We start from the raw sequence: 18,451 nt of genomic DNA on the forward strand, positions 1-18,451 counted from the left end.
CCTTAGATTATAGCCCGCATGGCGGCAAGTGCGCAAGCCGCTGATTACACAGACAAATCAGGCGTTGGCAAACACGGCCTGCAGCCTTGCCGGATCCCGCGCCAGGCCTGAGTCGGCTGCCAGCGCCAGGGCCAGCAGCACGCGCGCCTTATAGGGATTGAGGTCCGTTGCGGAAACAAAAGCTCCATCCGTCGGGCTGAGCTGGGGCGGAATCGCCACATGGCCGGCCCCGGTGCGGGAACTGCGCACCACGGCCACGCCCGCGGCAGCGGCATCGGCCAGCGCCTCGGCCAGCACCTCATGCACCGAGCCATTGCCGGCGGCAGCCACCACCAGCCCGGCAACACCCGCGCGGACCAGCGCATCCACTGCCACCCTGCCCGGCTGCGCGTAGCTCGCCACGATCTCCACCATCGGCCACGCCGCCGGCATCGGCCCGATCACCCAGGCCACGCGTGGCGCGCGGGCGAAGCGCACGTAGTCGTCCTGCACGAAACCCAGCGGCCCGCAGGCCGAAACAAAGGCGTCCACCGCCGACGTGTGGGCCTTGGCCACATCCCGCGCAGCGTGGATCTGCTGGTTCAGCACCACCAGCACACCCTTGCCGCGCGCATCGGGATGAGCGGCCACGCGCACCGCATCCAGCAGGTTCAGCGGCCCATCGGCCGACAGCGACGTCGACGGCCGCATTGCCGCCGTCATCACCACGGGCACCGGACACGATTGCGTCAGGTGCAGCGCCATCGCAGTTTCTTCCAGCGTATCGGTGCCGTGGGTGATCACGATGCCAGCCACGTCGGGCTGCGCGGACCAGTGCTCAACCCGCGCCGCCAGCGTTTGCCAGAGCGTGAAGGTCATGTCCTTGCTGTCGACCTGGGCCACCTGCTCGGCCTCGATGCGAGCCGCCGACTGCAGCGCGGGCACCGCTGCCAGCAACGACGACACCGGCACGGTCGCCGCCTGGTAGCGTGCGCTGCTGGCAGAGTTTCCGGCCGCGCCAGCAATGGTGCCGCCGGTGGCCAGTACGACGATGCGAGGCAATTGGGTCATGGAGCGTGCAAAGAAAGTGGAAAGGCAGGAATGCCGATTGTAACGGGCGCGCCCCGCCTCGCCGCGGCTCTCGCCGGTGATCCGCATTCCGTCCATGAGACACGCCCCAAAAATTCTGCTTGCGCTCAGGCCGATACTGTATAAAATCACAGCATACTGTTTAAACATACAGTGCCCGGCCAGACGGATGCAGGATAAAGGATCGACCGATCCTCTTACCCGAAACCCCGCGGCCCCGCACGGAACGGCGATCCCATGGCGACCCTGACACCCCGGCAGCAGCAGATTTTCGATCTGATCCGCAACACGATCCGCCGCACCGGCTTTCCGCCCACGCGCGCCGAAATCGCCGCAGAGTTTGGCTTCTCCTCGCCCAATGCCGCGGAAGAACACCTGAGGGCGCTGGCACGCAAGGGCGTGATCGAACTGACCCCGGGCGCTTCACGCGGCATCCGCCTGAAGGTGGCACGCAGCGATTCGGAAATGCCCGACCAGTTTTCGTTGCCGATGGCCGGCGTGATGCAGCTGACGCTGCCGCTGGTGGGCCGCGTTGCCGCCGGCAGCCCGATACTCGCCGCCGAGCATATCGACCGCCAGTACCAGGTCGACGCCTCGGTCTTCGACGAACGCCCCGATTACCTGCTGCGAGTGCGCGGCCTGAGCATGCGCGATGCCGGCATCCTCGACGGCGACCTGCTGGCCGTGCGCCGCGCCAGCGAAGCCGCCAACGGCAAGATCGTGGTGGCGCGCCTGGGTGATGACGTGACCGTCAAGCGCCTGCAGCGTCGCGGTGGCCATATCGAACTGATCGCAGAAAACCCGGACTTCACCAACATCATCGTGGAGCCTGGCGAGGAGTTCTCGCTGGAAGGCATCGCCGTCGGGCTGATCCGATCCTCCGGCTTCTAACCGGGCACCGCAGGCCAACCGCCTGCGCGGGCCCACCCGCTTCCATTGCTTTGCAGACGCCGCCCGGCTTGCCGGGTGTTGACCCCGCTTTGCCTAAAAGAGGTGCCACCATGCCGCAAATCCACCAAGTCGCCGCCCGTCGCCCGGTCAAGCCTGTGCCGTTCCGCCAGAGCAAGGGCGTACGCGTCTACCAGGGTACGCAGCGCCGCACCATGGTCGGCAGCATGGCGGCGATCTGCCGCATGCTTGAACTCGAAACCGCCGAAAAGCTGGCCGCCTGAAATCTGCCGACTGTCTCCGAGCAGCTGCGGGCGCCGCCCTCAGCTACGCGGCGCACACGCCTTGGCTTCGGCTTCCAGCTCCGTCGGCGTCAGCTGCGGGAACCAAGTATCGCTCTTGCGCAGCTCCAGCGCCGTACCATCCTGCTTCGCCGTCAGCGAAATCAGATAGGCGTATTGGTATTCACCGCCAGACGTGGTCTGGCCGATGCGGATCTCGGTCTGGCTCTTCGCCGGATAGTTGACGACCGCGGCGTCATCGCCCAGATTGTTGCGCAGGCATTTCGCAACCTCACCCATCTTGGCGGGCGTGAACAAGCGCATCGGCGCACGCGCGCGAATGTCCTTTTCAGAAGTGCCGGTGGCACACCCTGCCACCATGGCTGCCATCGCTACGCCAACCGCTGCCGCTCGAACAGACATACCACCCCCGGGAAATGCAGAACGGCGCCCTCGCGAGGCGCCGTTCTGGGAAATGCTTTGGGGTGGCTGATGGGACTCGAACCCACGACAACAGGAATCTCAATCTTAGCCACCAAGCTAATAACGACGCGGGGTTCCGGGTAGTTCGTGGGAATACTGGAAGCCCGCATACGGCTCTAGGTCGGGGATTATATATCGAGTATTCCCACGGGCACACGGCTAATTTGTGTCGCATACCCCACCCGACAGAAATTACCTCTGGTTGCTTTCGCAGCGACCCTACGAGTAGCTATACTGTATATCCATACAGTACTCATATATGCCCCGCCATGTCGCCCGAACCTGCAAACTGCCCCATCTGCGGCACTGCCGCCGAGCGCACTCGCGCCCCATCTCATGGCTACCTCTACCGTTGCCCAAGCTGCGGCACCTTCCGCATCACCAGCAGCGCCCTGGTGCGCAAGAAAGACATTCCGAGTTCCGCCCGGGAAAATGTCCGGCTGTTGCGGGCTTACGGCCACCAGCCTCAGATCGAGGTTTCTCGGGACGGCGTGCGCATCGTCCCCGGTCGGAGCTGAGCATGGGCAACAGCAAAAAACGCGCGGCAGGCTGCCATCTTCCGACCGCAACCGCCGAGCCGTTCCCGGCTCCCGGCGCAAACGGCATTCTCAGTCGAGTTCAGGGGCACTACATTGCCGCTGGCCTGCAGACGTTGCCTCGCGCCACGCACGACGGGCCAAGCCATCATGCGGTCCTGGTCGAGGCCGGGCACCTCGGCACCGTGCGACTTTTCATCGAGAAGAAGCTGGCCCGCCACAACCGACACAGCCACTACTACTGGTCGGCCTATCGGGCTGAGCCGGCTGAACGGCAATAGCGCAGCCAGGCAACTACACCCCCGGGAAGCTGGCTGCCGGTAGCGGCACTATATGCAGCATGCCAAAGATGTAGTTGGGCGCGGCCGATCAGGCTTGCTCGTTCATCCGACCGGACTCAGGATGCCTGACGGCCAACCGCTTTCACGCTCGGCGCCCCCTGGCGCCAATCTCAGGGCGTGACTCGAAGCCCGCCTCAGTGCGGGCTCCTCTTGTCAGACGGCGCCTGATACCGGAGGGCGAGTGGCATGCAGAAACTGGATCCAGCGACTTCAGGAGATGGTCATGCCAGGAAGAAACATACATGTCGTACGAGTCGAAGGTCTTCAATGGATAGTTGAAATTGAGGATGGGTCCACCGACCGTCAATTCTTCCCCTCCCGGGAGGCGGCCATTGATGCAGGTACAGCAATGGCTCGGCAGGAGAAGGCCGATTTGATCATCCATGGCCGTGACGGACTGATTCGCAGGCGAAAGTGCTTTGGCGACGCCGCATGCGGGAGGCGTGCCGTTGCCGGCCGGCTACCGCTTGCACCGACGCTGAGCTGAGTGGCAAGACCTGCCCGCGGAAACGGAGTCTCGCAGTCACTGAAATCAATCTCGTCTCGCCCCCCTGCGCCATGGATCATTAGAGCGGCATCGCGGTCCATTGCCAAATGAACGAGACGGATAGATTGCACGTGCGCGACTTGGATCATCGGTTTCTACGGCCCACTGCGATCCATCAGTCACTGGCACTTGGACAGTAGTGCTCGCCAAATCGTCAAGGTGAAGCGGCCGTAGCCACCATGTGATTTACGCCAAGTGCATGCGAAATCTCTCGTTGCAATGAGCCGGCAAAGTCGCGGTCTCGTGGGCTGTAGCTTATCTGACTGCGACAGGCGTGCGTGCCCCGCAGGAAATCCGCGACTCGTCCGCTATCACTTGTCGGACAGCGCCTGATACCGGCGCCTGCGGGTCGCGCGGAGACTGGCTCCATCAACTTCAAGGAGACAGCCATGCCAGGCCAGAACATCCATGTTGTACCTGCTGGTGACCGCTGGGCCGTTGAGGCGGAAGGCGGCCACGGACGGGAGACATTCGACACACAAGCGGAGGCCATCGCCGCCGGCACCAAGCGCGCCCAAGAAAAGAAGGTCGAACTGCTGATTCACGGCCTAGATGGCCAGATCCGGGAGAGAAACTCCTTCGGAAACGACCCGCGCGACATTAAGGGGTGACGCTGTGGCCAGCCGGCAGCCGCCGGCGCCTATGCGGCCGAGCGCGGTGACCGGAAAGCAAAACAGCGCCTGTATAAGGCGCTGTTTTGCAAGGATACTTTGGGGTGGCTGATGGGACTCGAACCCACGACGACAGGAATCACAATCCTGGACTCTACCAACTGAGCTACAGCCACCGTAGAGGTCATCAGCGCGTTTCGTTGCTGATCGACGAAAACCAAGATTATACAAACAGTTTCCCGGGATGGCTAGTATCCCGCACAATTTTTTTGAGAGAAAAACTCAGGTTCTGGACGGACTCCACTTTGCCTCAAGCAGCACTGCCTGCTTGATGGCTTCGACGGCCTCCGCTTCGGTATCGAACTGCCCCAACAGGCGGCGCGACTTGCCATTCAGCACGGCTTCCTGCAACGCCTTGCCAGCGGCTTCCGAAGTGCCGGGATGCCAGCAGTAGCGTGCCGTCCATTTGCCGTCCTGCAGTTGCTCGGCAACCCAGATCACCCTGAAGTCTTCATAGACAACGCCGAACGGCGCTTCGTTTTCCACGTTTTCTTTTTCCACGCTGCTCCCCCTGCCGGCATCGGTCCGCATGCCATGCCTTGTCTCGCCTGGGGCAATGCGAGGGATCGTATCACGGCCGCCGACCAGGGCGCCCGCCCGGCTGGCACCTTCGCGCCTGCCGCTGATTCGCTCGCGGAAATATGCTGTGCACAGCCCCTACCTCTGCAGGGTTCATGCCGCAAATGCGCGAAGCGATACTTGTGCCTGAGGGACATTGACCCCCCTCGACCTTCCCGTCAGGCGGCCCGCCCCATCGGGCCGCCTGCCTCTTTTTGGCCACTCTGCCTTCTCATTGTCGTGGCGCCAGCACCTGGCGAAGGAACCTCACGAGCATCTGAGAGCCCAACCGACGTCATCGACAAAATCGACACGTCTACGAACGGCAGGAAACGGGAATGCAAATCAAGTGTAGATGGCCTGCGCGGATTCTTGCGCTGACGGCATTGGCGGCCTTGCTCGGCGGATGCGCTGGCGGCGGGGTCGACGGCAGGGAATCGAGCATCACGACCTACGGCACGCTGGACGTAGGCATCAGTCATACGCGCTAGCCTGCTGGCGTGACCGATGGAACTCTTTACGAGGGCAACCGTCTAATCCCCTCGTCAGCGCATGCAAAGCGAGCGCGCAAAAAAAAGAGTCCGCAGCGCGGACTCTTAAATTTAGCGATCTCAAATGCCCTGAAGGCGGTTGCACTGTAACTGCCATCCCGGGAATGCACCATTCGGGTAAACGAAGAGCAACAAGCCTGGCGTAGCAACAAGAGAACGCCGACGAAAAAAAAGCCCGCCGAAGCGGGCTAATAATCAGTTGAAGAAAGCCCTGTATTCGAGGGCAGGCACAGTGTATGAAAGTGCCCTGCCTCAGCGAATTAGGGGAATCCCTTTCCTGGCGCCGGTTTCCGGGCGATCAGGCATTGCAAGTGCGGCGCGCGGTACCCCCGCGCAGCCATGCACATTTTCACGATTCGGAGTTAGAGCGCGCCCTCGGCAGAGCGCGCGCAGCCCACGCTCGCTTACGCGGCCAGAGGCTCTTGTGCCTGCGGCTGCAAGTGCGCGCGCGCCTCTTCGAACAGTGCATCCACATCGGCTCGCGTGCGTGTCGCATTCATGCGCTTGGCATCCGACAGCACGCGGCGCCAGCCTCGCCCGCCCGCGATGCCACGATGCAGGCCAAGCATGTGGCGCGTGACCGCGCCCATATAGCCACCCCGCTCCACCAGGTCGCCGATATAGCGCTGCATCGCCAGCTCGACATCGAGCCGCGACGGCGCCGGCGCACTCGCATCGCCATAGAAGCGCGCATCCATTTCGGCCAATACATAGGGCTGATGGTATGCCTCGCGACCGATCATCACGCCATCGACGTGCTCGAGGTGGGCCGCCATCTCGTCATAGCTGACGATGCCACCGTTGATCAGGATCTCCAGCTCAGGAAACTCCTGCTTCAGCTGGTACGCCACCTCATAGCGCAGCGGCGGAATCTCACGGTTTTCTTTCGGGCTCAGGCCCTTCAGGATCGCATTGCGCGCGTGGACGATAAACGTGCCGCAACCCGCCTCGGCCACCCGGCCGACGAAATCACGAACAAAATCGTAGTGCTCAATCTTGTCGATGCCGATGCGATGCTTGACGGTGACCGGGATATCCACCGCATCGCGCATCGCCTTGACGCAGTCGGCCACCAGTTGCGGCTCGGCCATCAGGCACGCGCCGAAGGCCCCGCGCTGCACGCGCTCGGACGGGCAGCCGCAGTTCAGGTTGACTTCCGCATAGCCCCATTGCTGGCCCAGCTTGGCCGCCATCGCAAGATCTGCCGGCTCGCTCCCGCCCAACTGCAGCGCGACCGGGTGTTCGGCCGCATCGAAATCCAGATGGCGCGGGACGTCGCCATGCAGCAGCGCGCCGGTGGTCACCATCTCGGTGTACAGCCAGGTGTGGCGGCTGAGCTGGCGGTGGAACATGCGGCAATGGCGGTCGGTCCAGTCCATCATCGGGGCCACGGACACCCGGCGCGGGCTTGCAGCAGCGATCTTCCCTTGATAATCAGTCATTTCACAACGATCCGCCTGGACCGATATTCCTACTATAGAAAAACTCAAAAACTGCCTCGTCAGCCTGCCGGGAAACGGCAAGTTCGCTGATGAGCGGAAGCGCTTGAGTTTACCATCGAGGGCAGATCGGGATCGATCGAAGCAACGCAGGTGCACTCGCGATGCTGAAACGCCCCCTTGGCATCATTCCGCGTGTACGGCTTAACTGGGGCTAGGTCAGCACGGCCATCCAATGTCACAAGAAATAGAAGACGTGCAGCACAGATAACATGCACATTCGGACTACGCTGATTGATTCCCGAAGCCCTCTGCGTGCAAATGGGAACGTGCGCGCCCGCCCCTGACAGGGGCCCCACACCACCGCGCGGCAGGATGATTTTCAACGCTGGGAAGTTACAAGCATCTTCAACAGAGCTGCCTGCATTCTCAGGCTCATCAACATCAAGGCCGGGCGATGGCCGGCTGTACGACAGCCTGGGGAACCCGGCGCATTGGGTTGCAGCCACGCCCGGGGACAAACGTGTTTGGCCGAGGCAATTTCACGATCCATGGCGGAAGCTACCCTGGCTCTGCAGGTTGCATCGACCTCACCAGTTCAATGAATTCCTTTGCCAAGGAGTTTTTGTACTATGCCAAAGACATGGAACTGGAAGTTCGCTATTAAGGCTGTCGGTTCCAGCATCCTCGGTCTCGTCGCCATGCTGATGCTGGTAGTGATATGGGGAGCCTGGACAGGCCCTGAGAACTATCCGTTCGGCGGCCAAGGACCATCTGCGGCGATGTTGGCATATCAATCACAGGCGAACTACCTGCTGTCGTGCTTCGCACTCCTGCTTGGTTGCTCACTTGCAATTTGGGCGTTGCTGGCAATGAACCGCAGCATTTGGCTGCGCTCGCTGGCCGGGATGCCGGTGCTTCTCCTCTGGGCATGGATGGCACTCGACGGTTCTCGACTCGACCTCTGACCGTTCGCTGACAGGAGCCGGGGCGGATGCGCACGCCTTCGTAACCTGACACGTCCCCCCAACCGCGGTTACAGGCTACCGCGTCGAGGTTCACAGCGCCCCGCCCCGGCAGTATCAGCGCGGCGCAGTCCGCTCGATCCAGCCTGCAAACGTCGTCAGAAATTTGCCGAGAAAGCCCTTGGTCGATTCGTTGGCGATCCCGCCCTGCTCATCAAGCAGCTTGTCGACCCCGCTGATATACGCCTCAGGCTGCTGCAGCATCGGGACATTGAGGAACACCATCGACTGGCGCAGGTGCTGGTTGGCACCGAAGCCACCGATGGCGCCGGGCGAAGCGCTGATGACGGCGCCAGGCTTGCCGTCCCAGACGCTGCTGCCATAGGGCCGCGAGCCCACGTCGATGGCGTTCTTCAGCGGCGCGGGCACGGAGCGGTTGTATTCCGGGGTCACGAACAACACGGCGTCGGCGCGGCGGACGCGGTCGCGGAACGTGGTCCAGGCCTGGGTAGGTTTGTCGTCCAGGTCCTGGTTGTACAGCTGCAGCTCGCCGATCTCGACAATCTCCAGCTTGAGTTGCTGCGGCGCCAGCGCGATCAGCGCCTTGGCCAGTTTGCGGTTGTATGACTCCTTGCGCAGGCTTCCCACCAGTACAACGACATCACGAGGATTACTCATTGCGGCTCCTTTGACTGTGTGGACGGAATGACGCGGACGGCGCACGCGGCCAGGGTTGGCCTGGCCGCGTGCGCCGGTCCAGCCGTCACTCTACCCCGAGTCGGCGCCGCCACGTCCTGCGCAGCGGATGTCAGGCAGTCTTGCCGAGCGACGCCAGCGGATGTTCCTCGGCGCGCCACGGGCTGTCGAAGAACGACAGCACCTTCTCGCGGCTGACATCATCAAGCCGCGCATGCTGCCAGCGCGGCTTGTGGTCCTTGTCGACAGCCAGTGCGCGGATGCCCTCGACACCGTCGCCGTTGCGGAACACGTAATGCATCATGTCCAGTTCCATGCGCAGTTCGTCTTCGAGCGACATGCTGCGCGCACGGCGGATCTGCTCCAGCGTCACGCACAGCATCAGCGGCGAGCGGCTGCGCAGCATGGCGGCGGTCTGCGCGGCCCAGTCGCCCGGGGCGTCGCTGACGGCGGCGAGGATGTCCGGCATGGTGTTGCCAGCGAACAGGCTGTCGATCTGTGCCGACAGCCCGGCCAGCGTGCTGTGCGCCGGCGCGCAGTCATCGCGGTGCGCAGCGGTAAAGCCTTCGATGTGCGCCAGCACGGCGTCGCCGCTGGCAAACTGCTGCGTGCGCAGCGAATCGACCAGCTCGGCCAGCCGGTTGCCCGGCAGATAGGCATCGGCCAGCCCGGCGTAGAGCGCGTCGGCGGCATGGATCACGGTGCCGGTCAGCCCCAGGTACTCGCCGATGCGGCCCGGCGTGCGCGCCAGGAACCAGCCGCCGCCCACATCCGGGAACAGGCCGATATTGGTTTCCGGCATCGCCATCTTGGTGCGATCGGTGACCAGGCGCAGCCGCGCCCCTTGCGAGATGCCCATGCCGCCGCCCATCACCACGCCGTCCATCAGTGCGATATAGGGCTTGGCATAGCGGTGGATCAGGAAGTTCAGCGCGTATTCCTCGACAAAGAACTGGTCGAGCAGCGGGTTGCCTTCGTGCGCAGCCTTGTGGAAATAGCGGATATCGCCCCCGGCGCAGAAGGCCTTGCCGCCGGCACCGGCGACCACCACGGCCGCCACCTCGGGTGCGGCGGCCCAAGTCTGCAGCGCCTGGGTGATGGCGCGGATCATGTCGAGCGACAGGGCGTTGAGCGCCTGCGGGCGGTTCAGCGTCAGGTATCCGATGCCACCGCGGACCTCGGTCGTGACGAATTCAGTCATGTCGTACTCCTCCAATGCAACTCGCGATTTTACGCCAGTCGCATCGGCGAGCGCACCCCTGTGGGCAGCTTGCTGCGCATGTGCAGTCACTGCGCATGCGCCCGGCACCGTCAGGCCAGCCGGAACGTCGCCACCAGCGAGGTCAGGCGCTGCGCCTGGTCTTCGAGCGATGCCGCCGCGGCGGCCGCCTGCTCCACCAGCGCCGCATTCTGCTGCGTCATGCTGTCCATCTGCGATACCGCCACGTTGACCTGCTCGATGCCGTTGGACTGCTCGTCCGAGGCCGCGCTGATATCGCCGATGATGGCGCTGACACGCTGCACCGCGTCGACGATGTCCTGCATCGCCCGGCCGGCGTCATCGACCAGCTCCGAGCCCTCACGCACATTGGCCACCGAGGCGCCGATCAGCGCGCGGATCTCCTTCGATGCGCCGGCGCAGCGCTGCGCCAGGTCGCGCACATCGCCGGCCACCACGGCAAACCCCCGGCCGTGCTCGCCGGCACGCGCGGCTTCCACGGCCGCGTTCAGCGCCAGGATATTGGTCTGGAACGCAACCTTCTCGATCACGTCGATGATGTCGACGATCTTGCCCGAGCTGGCATCGATCGATTGCATGACGTTGACCACGCGCAGCACGGCCTCGCTGCCGCGCTCGGCCAGGGTCGCGGCATCCGTTGCGAGCCCGCGGGCCTCGCGCGCGCTGTCGGCATTCTGGCGCACGGTACTGGTCAGTTCCTCCATGCTGGAGGCGGTCTCTTCCAGCGAGGCCGCCTGCTGCTCGGTACGCTGCGACAGGTCGGCGTTGCCGCTGGCGATCTGCTTGCTGGCCGAGGCAATCGAGTCCGCGCCGCCACGCACGTCGCCCACCATGGCCACCAGGCTGGCCTGCATCCGGCCCAGCATGCCGAGCATGCGCGCGGTCTCGTTGCGCGCCGACTCATCGGCCAGCACCTCGCCGCCGGAAGCGGCGACGCTCAGGTCGCCACCCGCGATCTTCTCGAAACGCCCGATCGCAGTATCCAGCGGCTGCACGATCGAACGGCGCAGGCGCCATGCCACCACGGTGCTGAATGCCAGGCCCACTGCCAGCACGCATGCCGACAGCGCGAACAGGTTGCGATAGCGTTGCTGCGATGCCTCGTAGACCTGCTTGGCGCTGGCCACCTGCAGCTTGTTCAGTTCGGCATTGACGGCGGTGAAGGCGATGTCGAGCTGCGGGATGGTTTCGAGCACGGCCTTCATCACGCCATCGCGGTCGCCGGCATGCAGCGCAGTGATCATCGGCGCGACACCCTGCTTGAAGAGCGCATCGCGCTTGGCGGTGACATCCTCCACCGCCCTGGCTTCGTCAGCCGAGCGCGGCAAGGCGAGATATGCCTGCCAGGCCTTCTCTGAATCGCGCGCAAAGCCTTCCGCGGTCGCGGCGCGCGCCTTGGCATCGGCGGGGTCCGTGGCGAAGGTCGCCTGGTCCAGCAGTACGCGCACCAGCAGCTGGTTCGAACGCGCTTCGGCCAGGTTGACCGCGGCCGACAGCTGCTGCCCATAGATCTGGTGCGTCGCCTCGTTGCTGCGCGACATGCCGAGCCAACCCACTGCGCCGACAATCAACAACAACAAGTTTGTGACGATGGTGAGGAACCACAATCTGGCTCCGATGGTAGTGTTCTTGAACATGAAGGCTCCGGGGGAAGAGGAATCGGGGAAATCGGGAGCGCGAGCCGCGCCGCCGCCCTGTTCAACTACGGCACGCTGGCTGCGTCCTTTACCGGCATTCACCACCTTCACACGCGTGACAGAATTGCGTGGCAGTACAGCAATCCACCATGTGGCGGATGCGCCGCGAAACCCCGCGCGGCGCCGTTTGGAGGAACCCCTCGTGGCAATTCCATGCGGAATATGCAAACTGGCGGCATGAACACTGAATCGCTCGATCCCGGACTGGTGCTGCTGGCCTTTGCGCCAGTGTTCCTGCTGACCATCGGCGCCGAGGCCTGGTACTGGGCCCGCCGCGACCCGACCGTCTACAGTCCGCGCGACACCGTATCCAACGCAGCGCTGGCGCTGATGCACCAGGCCTCGGATGCGTTCTTCCTCTGGCTGATGATCCGCACGGTCTATACCTGGTGCTACCAGCACGGCCTGCGCGCCATGCCCGAGACCCTGTGGTCATTCGCGCTGCTATTGCTGCTGCAGGACTTTCTCTATTACTGGTTCCACCGCGCCAGCCACCGCGTGCGCTGGCTGTGGGCTTCGCACGTGACGCACCATTCGTCGGAAGGCATGAATTTCTCGACGGCGTTCCGGCAGAGCCTGACGTATCCGCTCTCAGGCATGTGGCTGTTCTGGATTCCGCTGGCATGGATCGGCTTCACGCCAGACTGGGTGATCCTGGCGGTCGGCGTGAACCTGGCCTTCCAGTTCTTCGTGCATACGCGGCTGGGGCAACGCTGGCCGCTGATCGAGTCGCTACTGAATACGCCATCGGTCCATCGCGTCCACCATGCGAAGAACCCGCAGTACATCGACCGCAACTACGCCGGTGTGCTGACGACCTGGGATCGCCTGTTCGGCACCTTCGTCCCCGAGCATGAGGCCCCCGTGTACGGCATCACCCGCCAGGTGCGCACCCATAACCCGCTGACGCTGACCTTCCACGAATGGCGCGACATGTTCGCCGATGCCTGGCGCGACCGCGACCTGCGCTACCTGTGGAAGCCGCCCGAGTGGCGCAGCCCGCGCGCACCGGCGCTGGAGGTCGTGCCTGGCACGCAACAGCCATCGCCTCCACAAGTTTCCGAAGGAACCAGACTGTTGAATTCTGCGCAGAAAATACGAAATTGACCGGCCGCCGGCACCGGCATTTACTTCCATCCGGTGCCCGTGCCGATGCAGCGCGTTGCTGCGCATCGTAGCGATCCTCGACAGGGGCAGGCAAAGCACCCGATGTGGAGATCGCGGCAATGGCGTGCGCATGGTCGAGATTCACCGCCGTAACGATGGGCGCGCTCGCGGTGGCTGCCGCCCAGTTGCTGCCCTGCCTACGCGCAGAAGGCCATCTCGGGTGACGGCATCACCCAGATCGACCTGCGGCAGCCGGCATCGTTCAGCACCTATACCGTCACCGGCGGCACGGCGCCCGGCACCACCGGCCTGCGCATTGTCAATGCCGGCGGCGCGGCGCGCTGACCACGGCCAACGGCATAGTGGTGGTCGATACTGTCAACGCCGGCACCACCGCGCCCGCCGCGTTCGCGCTGGACGGCCGCGCCGTGGCCGGCGCTTACGAATACCGCCTGTTCCGCGGCGGCACGGACGGCAGCAATCCGCAGGCCTGGTACCTGCGTTCGGCAAAGCCGCCGCAACCGGCGTCACCGGGTCCCGGCCCCACGCCCTCGCCGCCCGAACCGCCTGCGCCACCTGCGCCGCCGCAGCCCCATACCGCCCTGAAGTCGCCGCCTACCTCGCCAACCAGCGGCTGGTCGGGCAGATGTTCGTGCATAGCCTGCATGACCGCCTCGGCGAGCCGCAATACGCCGAAGGCATGGCTGCCCGCAGCGTCCCTGACAGCGCCCGTGGCAGCATCCGTTCGGGCTGGCTGCGCGCGCTCGGCAATTGGGAAGGCAGCCGCAGCCGCGACGGCAATTTCAAGGTCGGCACTGAAGCATTCCTGCTGCAGGGCGGCGTCGAACTGGCGCGCTGGCGCGTGGCCACGGGCTCCGATCGCTTGCATGTGGGCGCAATGGGCAGCTACGACAACGCCGGCAGTGATGCCCACGCCGACGGCAATCCGGCGCGCGCCAAGGGCAGCGTGCAGGGTTGGAGCATCGGCGCCTACGGCACCTGGTACCAGAACGACGAGCACAAGCTCGGCGTCAATGCCGATATCGGCAAGCGCTGGAGCGGCTGGGCCAATGTGGCCGGCGCGTGGGGGGCGCAGAGTTTCTATCAGTACGCGCTGCGTGCCGGGGTGAAGTACGCATGGTAAGCAGGTGCCCCGTTGTCCCCCCGCCAACAAAAAACCGCGCTCACAGGCGCGGTTTCTTGTTGGCACAGCCAGCGCTTATGCGCCTTCGCGGGAAGCGCGCTTGCGCTCGTGCTCCTTCAGGTGGCGCTTGCGCAGGCGGATGCTCTTGGGCGTGAGTTCGACCAGCTCATCGTCGGCGATGAATTCCACCGCGTATTCGAGCGACATCTGGATCGGCGGCACCAGGCGCACGGCTTCGTCGGTACCCGAAGCACGCACGTTGGTCAGCTGCTTGCCCTTGATCGGGTTGACCACCAGGTCGTTGTCGCGGCTGTGGATGCCGATGATCATGCCTTCGTACAGCGCATCGCCCGGCTTGACGAACATGCGGCCGCGGTCCTGCAGCTTCCACAGCGCGTAGGCCACGGCGTCGCCATCGTCCTGCGAGATCAGCACGCCGTTGTGGCGCTCGCCCAGGCCGCCCTCGCGCACCGGTGCGTAGTCGTCGAAGATATGGCTGATCAGGCCGGTGCCGCGCGTCAGGGTCATGAACTCGCCCTGGAAACCGATCAGGCCACGGGCCGGGATGCGGTATTCCAGGCGGGTACGGCCCTTGCCGTCTGAAGCCATGTCGAGCAGTTCGCCCTTGCGGCGGCCCAGCTCTTCCATCACGCCGCCCTGGTGGCTGTCTTCGACGTCCACGGTCAGCAGTTCGTACGGCTCGCACTTGACGCCGTCGATTTCCTTGAACACCACGCGCGGACGCGACACGGCCAGCTCGTAGCCTTCGCGGCGCATGTTTTCCAGCAGGATGGTCAGGTGCAGTTCGCCGCGGCCAGACACTTCAAAGATGGTGTCGTCGCCGGTATCGGCCACGCGCAGCGCAACGTTGGACTTCAGTTCGCGGTCCAGGCGCTCGCGCAGCTGGCGGCTGGTCACGAACTTGCCTTCACGGCCGGCCAGCGGCGAGGTGTTGACGCAGAAGTTCATGGTCAGCGTCGGCTCATCCACCTTCAGCATCGGCAGTGCGTCCTGGGCGTCGGGCGCGCACACGGTGCAGCCGATCCCCAGTTCTTCGATGCCGTTGATCAGCACGATGTCGCCGGCTTCGGCCTCGGACACGATCTCGCGCTCCAGGCCCTGGAACTTCAGCACCTGGTTGATGCGGCCCTTGATCGGGTTGCCTTCCGGACCGAACTTGACCACCACGTCCTGCAGCGGACGGGCGCGGCCACGCGAAATGCGGCCCACGCCGATCTTGCCGACGTAGCTGGAGTAGTCCAGCGAGATGATCTGCAGCTGCAGGGGGCCGTCCCGATCGTCGTCACGCACCGGCACCTTGTCCAGCACGGTTTCGAACAGCGGCTTCATGTCGCCGTCGCGCACGTCTTCGGTCAGGCCGGCAAAGCCGTTCAGGCCCGAGGCGTAGATCACCGGGAAGTCCAGCTGCTCGTCGGTGGCGCCCAGCTTGTCGAACAGGTCGAAGGTCTGGTTGATGACCCAGTCCGGGCGCGCGCCCGGGCGGTCGATCTTGTTGACCACCACGATCGGCTTCAGGCCCAGCGCCAGCGCCTTGCGCGTGACGAAGCGGGTCTGGGGCATCGGGCCCTCGACTGCGTCGACCAGCAGCAGCACGCCGTCGACCATCGACAGCACGCGCTCAACTTCACCGCCGAAGTCGGCGTGGCCCGGGGTGTCGACGATGTTGATATGGGTGCCGTTGTATTCGACGGCACAGTTCTTCGCGAGAATCGTGATCCCGCGTTCCTTTTCCAGGTCGTTCGAGTCCATCACCCGCTCGGCGACTTGCTGGTTGTCGCGGAAGGTGCCTGCCTGGCGCAGGAGCTGGTCGACCAAGGTGGTCTTGCCATGATCGACGTGGGCGATGATGGCGATATTTCGGATGGCGCGGGTCATTGCTGCGTCTCGCTTTGGAGAATCTGAGGTAACCCAATATTCTAGCATGTTGCAGCGCAAGACGCGTTGATCGGAACCGCCACTTACCGAATGAATATCATTGCGAAAAGTGGAATAACCAATTTCCGTTCTTGCTTATCATTAAACGTGAACATATATTTGCCTCAGCAAAGATTGCAAAGGCAAAGATGTCACGGCTCCCTTCCTCCGATCAACCAGCCGAATCCACGGCCGGCCAGTTCGATCCCACCCAGTACCAGATGTGCGACAGCGTCGGCTACCTGATGCAGCGCGCCAAGAACATGCTGGCGCACGGGGTCGAGCAGGAAGTCAGCAGCCTGGACATCACGCAGGCACAAGCCAGCTGCCTGATGATGCTGGCCACCGGCCGCGCCTCGACCGTCACCGACCTGGGCCGCGAACTGAATACCGACATGGGCTCGGTCACGCGCCTGCTCAGCCGCATGGAAAAACGCGGGCTGATCGAACGCCGGCGCCGCGACGCCGACCGCCGGGTGGTCGACCTGTCGGTCACGCCACAAGGCCAGGAACTGGTGGAACGGCTGCCCGCCATCTTCTGCAAGGTACTTGCCCACCACTTCCGCGGTTTTTCCGAGGATGAGATCCAACTGCTGCGCAGCATGCTGCGACGGATCATCGAAAACAACAGCGGGTAGCGGGCGTACCTGCCGGCTTCCGGCAAGCCAGAACGTCCGGTCAACCGGACCCCGCAACAGCCCGTAGAAGAAACAGCATGGCTCCGGCAACGGAGCGTCATCATGAAACCAGCTCTCTCTCCCCAAGTCTCCCAGCCAGCCCGTACAAGCGCGCTCGTGCGCCGCGCCGGCACACTGGCGCTGACCGCCGTGGCCGCGGCGGTGCTGGCCGGCTGCGCGGCCCTTGGCAATTCGCACAGCACGCAGACCGTGGCCGACCCGGCCACGATGGCCACGTCGCAGACCTTGCCCGACGAGCATGGCCAGTGGCCCTCGCAGGACTGGGTCGCGCAGTTCAAGGACCCCCAGCTGAGCGCCCTGGTCGATGAGGCGATCAAGGACAACCCGAGCCTGCAGGCCGCGTTCGCCCGCGTGGAAGCCTCGCGCGCCATGGCCGATGCCACCCGCAGCGCGCTCTATCCGCACCTGGAGTTCGAAGGCAGCCTGATCCGCCAGCGCTTCTCCGAGAAAGACCTGTTCGAAGGCACCCCGCTGGCGGGATCGTGGCAAAACCAGTCGCGCCTGCAGGTGGGCCTGTCCTATGACTTCGATTTCTGGGGCAAGAACCGCGATGCGCTTGAAGCCGCGCTCTCCGACGACCGCGCCGCCGAAGCGGAAAGCCAGGCCTCGCGCCTGATCCTGGCCACCTCGATCGCCCGCAACTACGCCCGCCTGGCGGCGCTGTATGCCCAGCACGACGTGGCCGAGCGCGCCATCGCCCAGCGCAGCGACCTGACCGAGCTGTCGCGCCAGCGCCTGGCCGCCGGCCTCGACACCCAGGTCGAGACCACGCAGGCCCGCGGCACGGTGGCTGCTTCGCGCACCGACCTGCAGCGCGTGGACGAGGAAATCGCCCTGGCGCGCAACCAGCTTGCAGCGCTGCTGGGCAAGGGCCCGGACCGTGGCCTGCAGATCCAGCGCCCGGTGCTGCTGGCGCAGGCCACGCCGACGCTGCCCGACAACCTGACCATCGGCCTGCTGGGCCGCCGGCCGGACCTGGTGGCGGCACGCTGGCGCGTGGAGGCGGCGTCCAAGGACATCAATGTCGCCAAGAAAGAGTTCCTGCCTGACGTCAGCCTGACCGCCTTTGCCGGCCTGGCCGCGCTGGATCCGTCCAACCTGCTGATGGGCGTCAGCCGCACCTTCGGCATCGGCCCGACCATCCGCCTGCCGATCTTCGAAGGCGGCAAGCTGCGCGCCAACCTGAAGGGCAAGTACGCCGGCTACGACATCGCCGTGGCCAACTACAACCAGGCCCTGGTCGATGCGCTGCGCGAGACCGCCGACACCATGACCAGCATCCGCAGCGTCGACAAGCAGATCCAGACCCAGCGCGAAGCGCTGGACCTGGCCGAGCACGCCTATGCGCTGGCCACCACCCGCTACAAGGCCGGCCTGGGCACGCAGCTGACCGTGCTGAACGCCGAAAGCAATGTGTTGCAGCAGCGCCGCCTGGCGACCGACCTGCAGGCGCGCCGGCTGGACCTGCAGATGGGCCTGATGAAGGCGCTCGGCGGCGGCTACGAGGAGCCTGCGGAAGGCCACGAGAGCGCGGGCCACGGACCGGCGCAGCAACAGCACAACACCCAGGCGGGCGCCCGCGGCTGATCCGCGCACCCAGTGATCG

The 18,451-nt window shown here is 64.5% G+C and carries 17 protein-coding genes, 1 tRNA gene and 1 pseudogene; 10 read left to right on the top strand and 9 right to left on the bottom strand.

Annotated features, from left to right (window positions below; translation table 11 throughout):
• Positions 1-57: 57 nt before the first annotated feature.
• The gene (locus AC3WLE_RS25985) at positions 58-1,050 is read right to left on the bottom strand and encodes an asparaginase (protein ID WP_492352288.1); all 993 of its coding nucleotides are present in this window, start codon (positions 1,048-1,050) and stop codon (positions 58-60) included.
• Between the two features lie 255 nt (positions 1,051-1,305).
• Here AC3WLE_RS25985 and lexA point away from each other — a divergent pair, with 255 nt between their 5' ends.
• Together lexA and AC3WLE_RS25995 are read left to right on the top strand one after the other, a co-directional pair.
• Positions 1,306-1,959: a transcriptional repressor LexA gene (lexA, locus tag AC3WLE_RS25990; RefSeq protein WP_013957143.1), complete on the top strand. Its 654-nt coding sequence runs from the start codon at positions 1,306-1,308 to the stop codon at positions 1,957-1,959.
• Between the two features lie 110 nt (positions 1,960-2,069).
• Positions 2,070-2,240: a hypothetical protein gene (locus tag AC3WLE_RS25995; protein ID WP_010809510.1), complete on the top strand. Its 171-nt coding sequence runs from the start codon at positions 2,070-2,072 to the stop codon at positions 2,238-2,240.
• A 39-nt stretch (positions 2,241-2,279) separates the two neighbouring features.
• Here AC3WLE_RS25995 and AC3WLE_RS26000 read toward each other — a convergent pair whose 3' ends face one another.
• Entirely contained in the window at positions 2,280-2,627 is a 348-nt protein-coding gene (locus tag AC3WLE_RS26000; protein ID WP_492319939.1) for a hypothetical protein, read from the bottom strand.
• Between the two features lie 613 nt (positions 2,628-3,240).
• Here AC3WLE_RS26000 and AC3WLE_RS26005 point away from each other — a divergent pair.
• The 3 genes from AC3WLE_RS26005 (at position 3,241) to AC3WLE_RS26015 (ending at position 4,755) form a co-directional block, all read left to right on the top strand.
• Complete coding sequence (locus tag AC3WLE_RS26005) at positions 3,241-3,537, top strand: hypothetical protein (protein WP_492319938.1); 297 nt, start codon at positions 3,241-3,243, stop codon at positions 3,535-3,537.
• A 283-nt stretch (positions 3,538-3,820) separates the two neighbouring features.
• Positions 3,821-4,084 (top strand): DUF2188 domain-containing protein, encoded by a 264-nt coding sequence (locus AC3WLE_RS26010; RefSeq protein ID WP_492340334.1) that lies wholly within the window; start codon positions 3,821-3,823, stop codon positions 4,082-4,084.
• Positions 4,085-4,533: 449 nt separating this feature from the next.
• Positions 4,534-4,755 carry a DUF2188 domain-containing protein gene (locus AC3WLE_RS26015; protein WP_492352287.1) on the top strand — a complete coding sequence of 74 codons (222 nt, stop codon included), beginning with the start codon at positions 4,534-4,536 and terminating at the stop codon, positions 4,753-4,755.
• A 100-nt stretch (positions 4,756-4,855) separates the two neighbouring features.
• On the opposite strand, the gene AC3WLE_RS26020 is transcribed toward AC3WLE_RS26015, so the two are convergent.
• The 3 genes from AC3WLE_RS26020 to dusA form a co-directional block, all read right to left on the bottom strand.
• Positions 4,856-4,931: transfer RNA gene (locus AC3WLE_RS26020), tRNA-His, on the bottom strand.
• A 106-nt stretch (positions 4,932-5,037) separates the two neighbouring features.
• Positions 5,038-5,346 carry a hypothetical protein gene (locus AC3WLE_RS26025; protein ID WP_492356955.1) on the bottom strand — a complete coding sequence of 103 codons (309 nt, stop codon included), beginning with the start codon at positions 5,344-5,346 and terminating at the stop codon, positions 5,038-5,040.
• Positions 5,347-6,328: 982 nt separating this feature from the next.
• The gene (gene dusA, locus AC3WLE_RS26030) at positions 6,329-7,366 is read right to left on the bottom strand and encodes a tRNA dihydrouridine(20/20a) synthase DusA (protein WP_492319937.1); all 1,038 of its coding nucleotides are present in this window, start codon (positions 7,364-7,366) and stop codon (positions 6,329-6,331) included.
• A 629-nt stretch (positions 7,367-7,995) separates the two neighbouring features.
• Between dusA and AC3WLE_RS26035 the strand changes: the two genes are divergently transcribed.
• Entirely contained in the window at positions 7,996-8,331 is a 336-nt protein-coding gene (locus AC3WLE_RS26035) for a hypothetical protein (protein ID WP_492319936.1), read from the top strand.
• A 114-nt stretch (positions 8,332-8,445) separates the two neighbouring features.
• Here the strand turns inward: AC3WLE_RS26035 and AC3WLE_RS26040 are convergent, their stop codons facing one another.
• From AC3WLE_RS26040 to AC3WLE_RS26050, 3 genes are all read right to left on the bottom strand, one after another.
• The gene (locus AC3WLE_RS26040; RefSeq protein ID WP_492319935.1) at positions 8,446-9,006 is read right to left on the bottom strand and encodes an NADPH-dependent FMN reductase; all 561 of its coding nucleotides are present in this window, start codon (positions 9,004-9,006) and stop codon (positions 8,446-8,448) included.
• A 130-nt stretch (positions 9,007-9,136) separates the two neighbouring features.
• The gene (locus AC3WLE_RS26045; protein ID WP_492319934.1) at positions 9,137-10,225 is read right to left on the bottom strand and encodes an enoyl-CoA hydratase/isomerase family protein; all 1,089 of its coding nucleotides are present in this window, start codon (positions 10,223-10,225) and stop codon (positions 9,137-9,139) included.
• Between the two features lie 110 nt (positions 10,226-10,335).
• Complete coding sequence (locus AC3WLE_RS26050; RefSeq protein WP_492319933.1) at positions 10,336-11,901, bottom strand: methyl-accepting chemotaxis protein; 1,566 nt, start codon at positions 11,899-11,901, stop codon at positions 10,336-10,338.
• A gap of 237 nt (positions 11,902-12,138) precedes the next feature.
• Here AC3WLE_RS26050 and AC3WLE_RS26055 point away from each other — a divergent pair, with 237 nt between their 5' ends.
• The gene (locus tag AC3WLE_RS26055; RefSeq protein WP_492356954.1) at positions 12,139-13,068 is read left to right on the top strand and encodes a sterol desaturase family protein; all 930 of its coding nucleotides are present in this window, start codon (positions 12,139-12,141) and stop codon (positions 13,066-13,068) included.
• Positions 13,069-13,433: 365 nt separating this feature from the next.
• Positions 13,434-14,212, top strand: a pseudogene (locus AC3WLE_RS26060) (autotransporter outer membrane beta-barrel domain-containing protein).
• A gap of 75 nt (positions 14,213-14,287) precedes the next feature.
• Here the strand turns inward: AC3WLE_RS26060 and typA are convergent.
• Positions 14,288-16,108, bottom strand: a complete 1,821-nt coding sequence (gene typA / locus AC3WLE_RS26065) for a translational GTPase TypA (protein ID WP_492319931.1) — start codon at positions 16,106-16,108, stop codon at positions 14,288-14,290.
• Positions 16,109-16,296: 188 nt separating this feature from the next.
• On the opposite strand from typA, the gene AC3WLE_RS26070 reads away from it, so the two are divergent.
• Both AC3WLE_RS26070 and AC3WLE_RS26075 read left to right on the top strand, forming a co-directional pair.
• On the top strand, positions 16,297-16,785 hold the full coding sequence (locus AC3WLE_RS26070) for a MarR family winged helix-turn-helix transcriptional regulator (RefSeq protein WP_492319930.1): 489 nt from the start codon (positions 16,297-16,299) through the stop codon (positions 16,783-16,785).
• Positions 16,786-16,887: 102 nt separating this feature from the next.
• On the top strand, positions 16,888-18,432 hold the full coding sequence (locus tag AC3WLE_RS26075; RefSeq protein WP_492356953.1) for an efflux transporter outer membrane subunit: 1,545 nt from the start codon (positions 16,888-16,890) through the stop codon (positions 18,430-18,432).
• Positions 18,433-18,451 lie beyond the last annotated feature (19 nt).

The sequence above is a fragment of the Cupriavidus sp. FW306-1B-F12B genome (assembly GCF_058781795.1).

Excerpts from the sequence above, each read along its gene's own strand:
- AC3WLE_RS25985 (WP_492352288.1), bottom strand. The coding sequence starts at position 1,050 with ATGACCCAATTGCCTCGCATCGTCGTACTGGCCACCGGCGGCACCATT.
- lexA (WP_013957143.1), top strand. The coding sequence starts at position 1,306 with ATGGCGACCCTGACACCCCGGCAGCAGCAGATTTTCGATCTGATCCGC.
- AC3WLE_RS25995 (WP_010809510.1), top strand. The coding sequence starts at position 2,070 with ATGCCGCAAATCCACCAAGTCGCCGCCCGTCGCCCGGTCAAGCCTGTG.
- AC3WLE_RS26000 (WP_492319939.1), bottom strand. The coding sequence starts at position 2,627 with ATGGCAGCCATGGTGGCAGGGTGTGCCACCGGCACTTCTGAAAAGGAC.
- AC3WLE_RS26005 (WP_492319938.1), top strand. The coding sequence starts at position 3,241 with ATGGGCAACAGCAAAAAACGCGCGGCAGGCTGCCATCTTCCGACCGCA.
- AC3WLE_RS26010 (WP_492340334.1), top strand. The coding sequence starts at position 3,821 with ATGCCAGGAAGAAACATACATGTCGTACGAGTCGAAGGTCTTCAATGG.
- AC3WLE_RS26015 (WP_492352287.1), top strand. The coding sequence starts at position 4,534 with ATGCCAGGCCAGAACATCCATGTTGTACCTGCTGGTGACCGCTGGGCC.
- AC3WLE_RS26025 (WP_492356955.1), bottom strand. The coding sequence starts at position 5,346 with ATGCGGACCGATGCCGGCAGGGGGAGCAGCGTGGAAAAAGAAAACGTG.
- dusA (WP_492319937.1), bottom strand. The coding sequence starts at position 7,366 with ATGACTGATTATCAAGGGAAGATCGCTGCTGCAAGCCCGCGCCGGGTG.
- AC3WLE_RS26035 (WP_492319936.1), top strand. The coding sequence starts at position 7,996 with ATGCCAAAGACATGGAACTGGAAGTTCGCTATTAAGGCTGTCGGTTCC.
- AC3WLE_RS26040 (WP_492319935.1), bottom strand. The coding sequence starts at position 9,006 with ATGAGTAATCCTCGTGATGTCGTTGTACTGGTGGGAAGCCTGCGCAAG.
- AC3WLE_RS26045 (WP_492319934.1), bottom strand. The coding sequence starts at position 10,225 with ATGACTGAATTCGTCACGACCGAGGTCCGCGGTGGCATCGGATACCTG.
- AC3WLE_RS26050 (WP_492319933.1), bottom strand. The coding sequence starts at position 11,901 with ATGTTCAAGAACACTACCATCGGAGCCAGATTGTGGTTCCTCACCATC.
- AC3WLE_RS26055 (WP_492356954.1), top strand. The coding sequence starts at position 12,139 with ATGAACACTGAATCGCTCGATCCCGGACTGGTGCTGCTGGCCTTTGCG.
- typA (WP_492319931.1), bottom strand. The coding sequence starts at position 16,108 with ATGACCCGCGCCATCCGAAATATCGCCATCATCGCCCACGTCGATCAT.
- AC3WLE_RS26070 (WP_492319930.1), top strand. The coding sequence starts at position 16,297 with ATGTCACGGCTCCCTTCCTCCGATCAACCAGCCGAATCCACGGCCGGC.
- AC3WLE_RS26075 (WP_492356953.1), top strand. The coding sequence starts at position 16,888 with ATGAAACCAGCTCTCTCTCCCCAAGTCTCCCAGCCAGCCCGTACAAGC.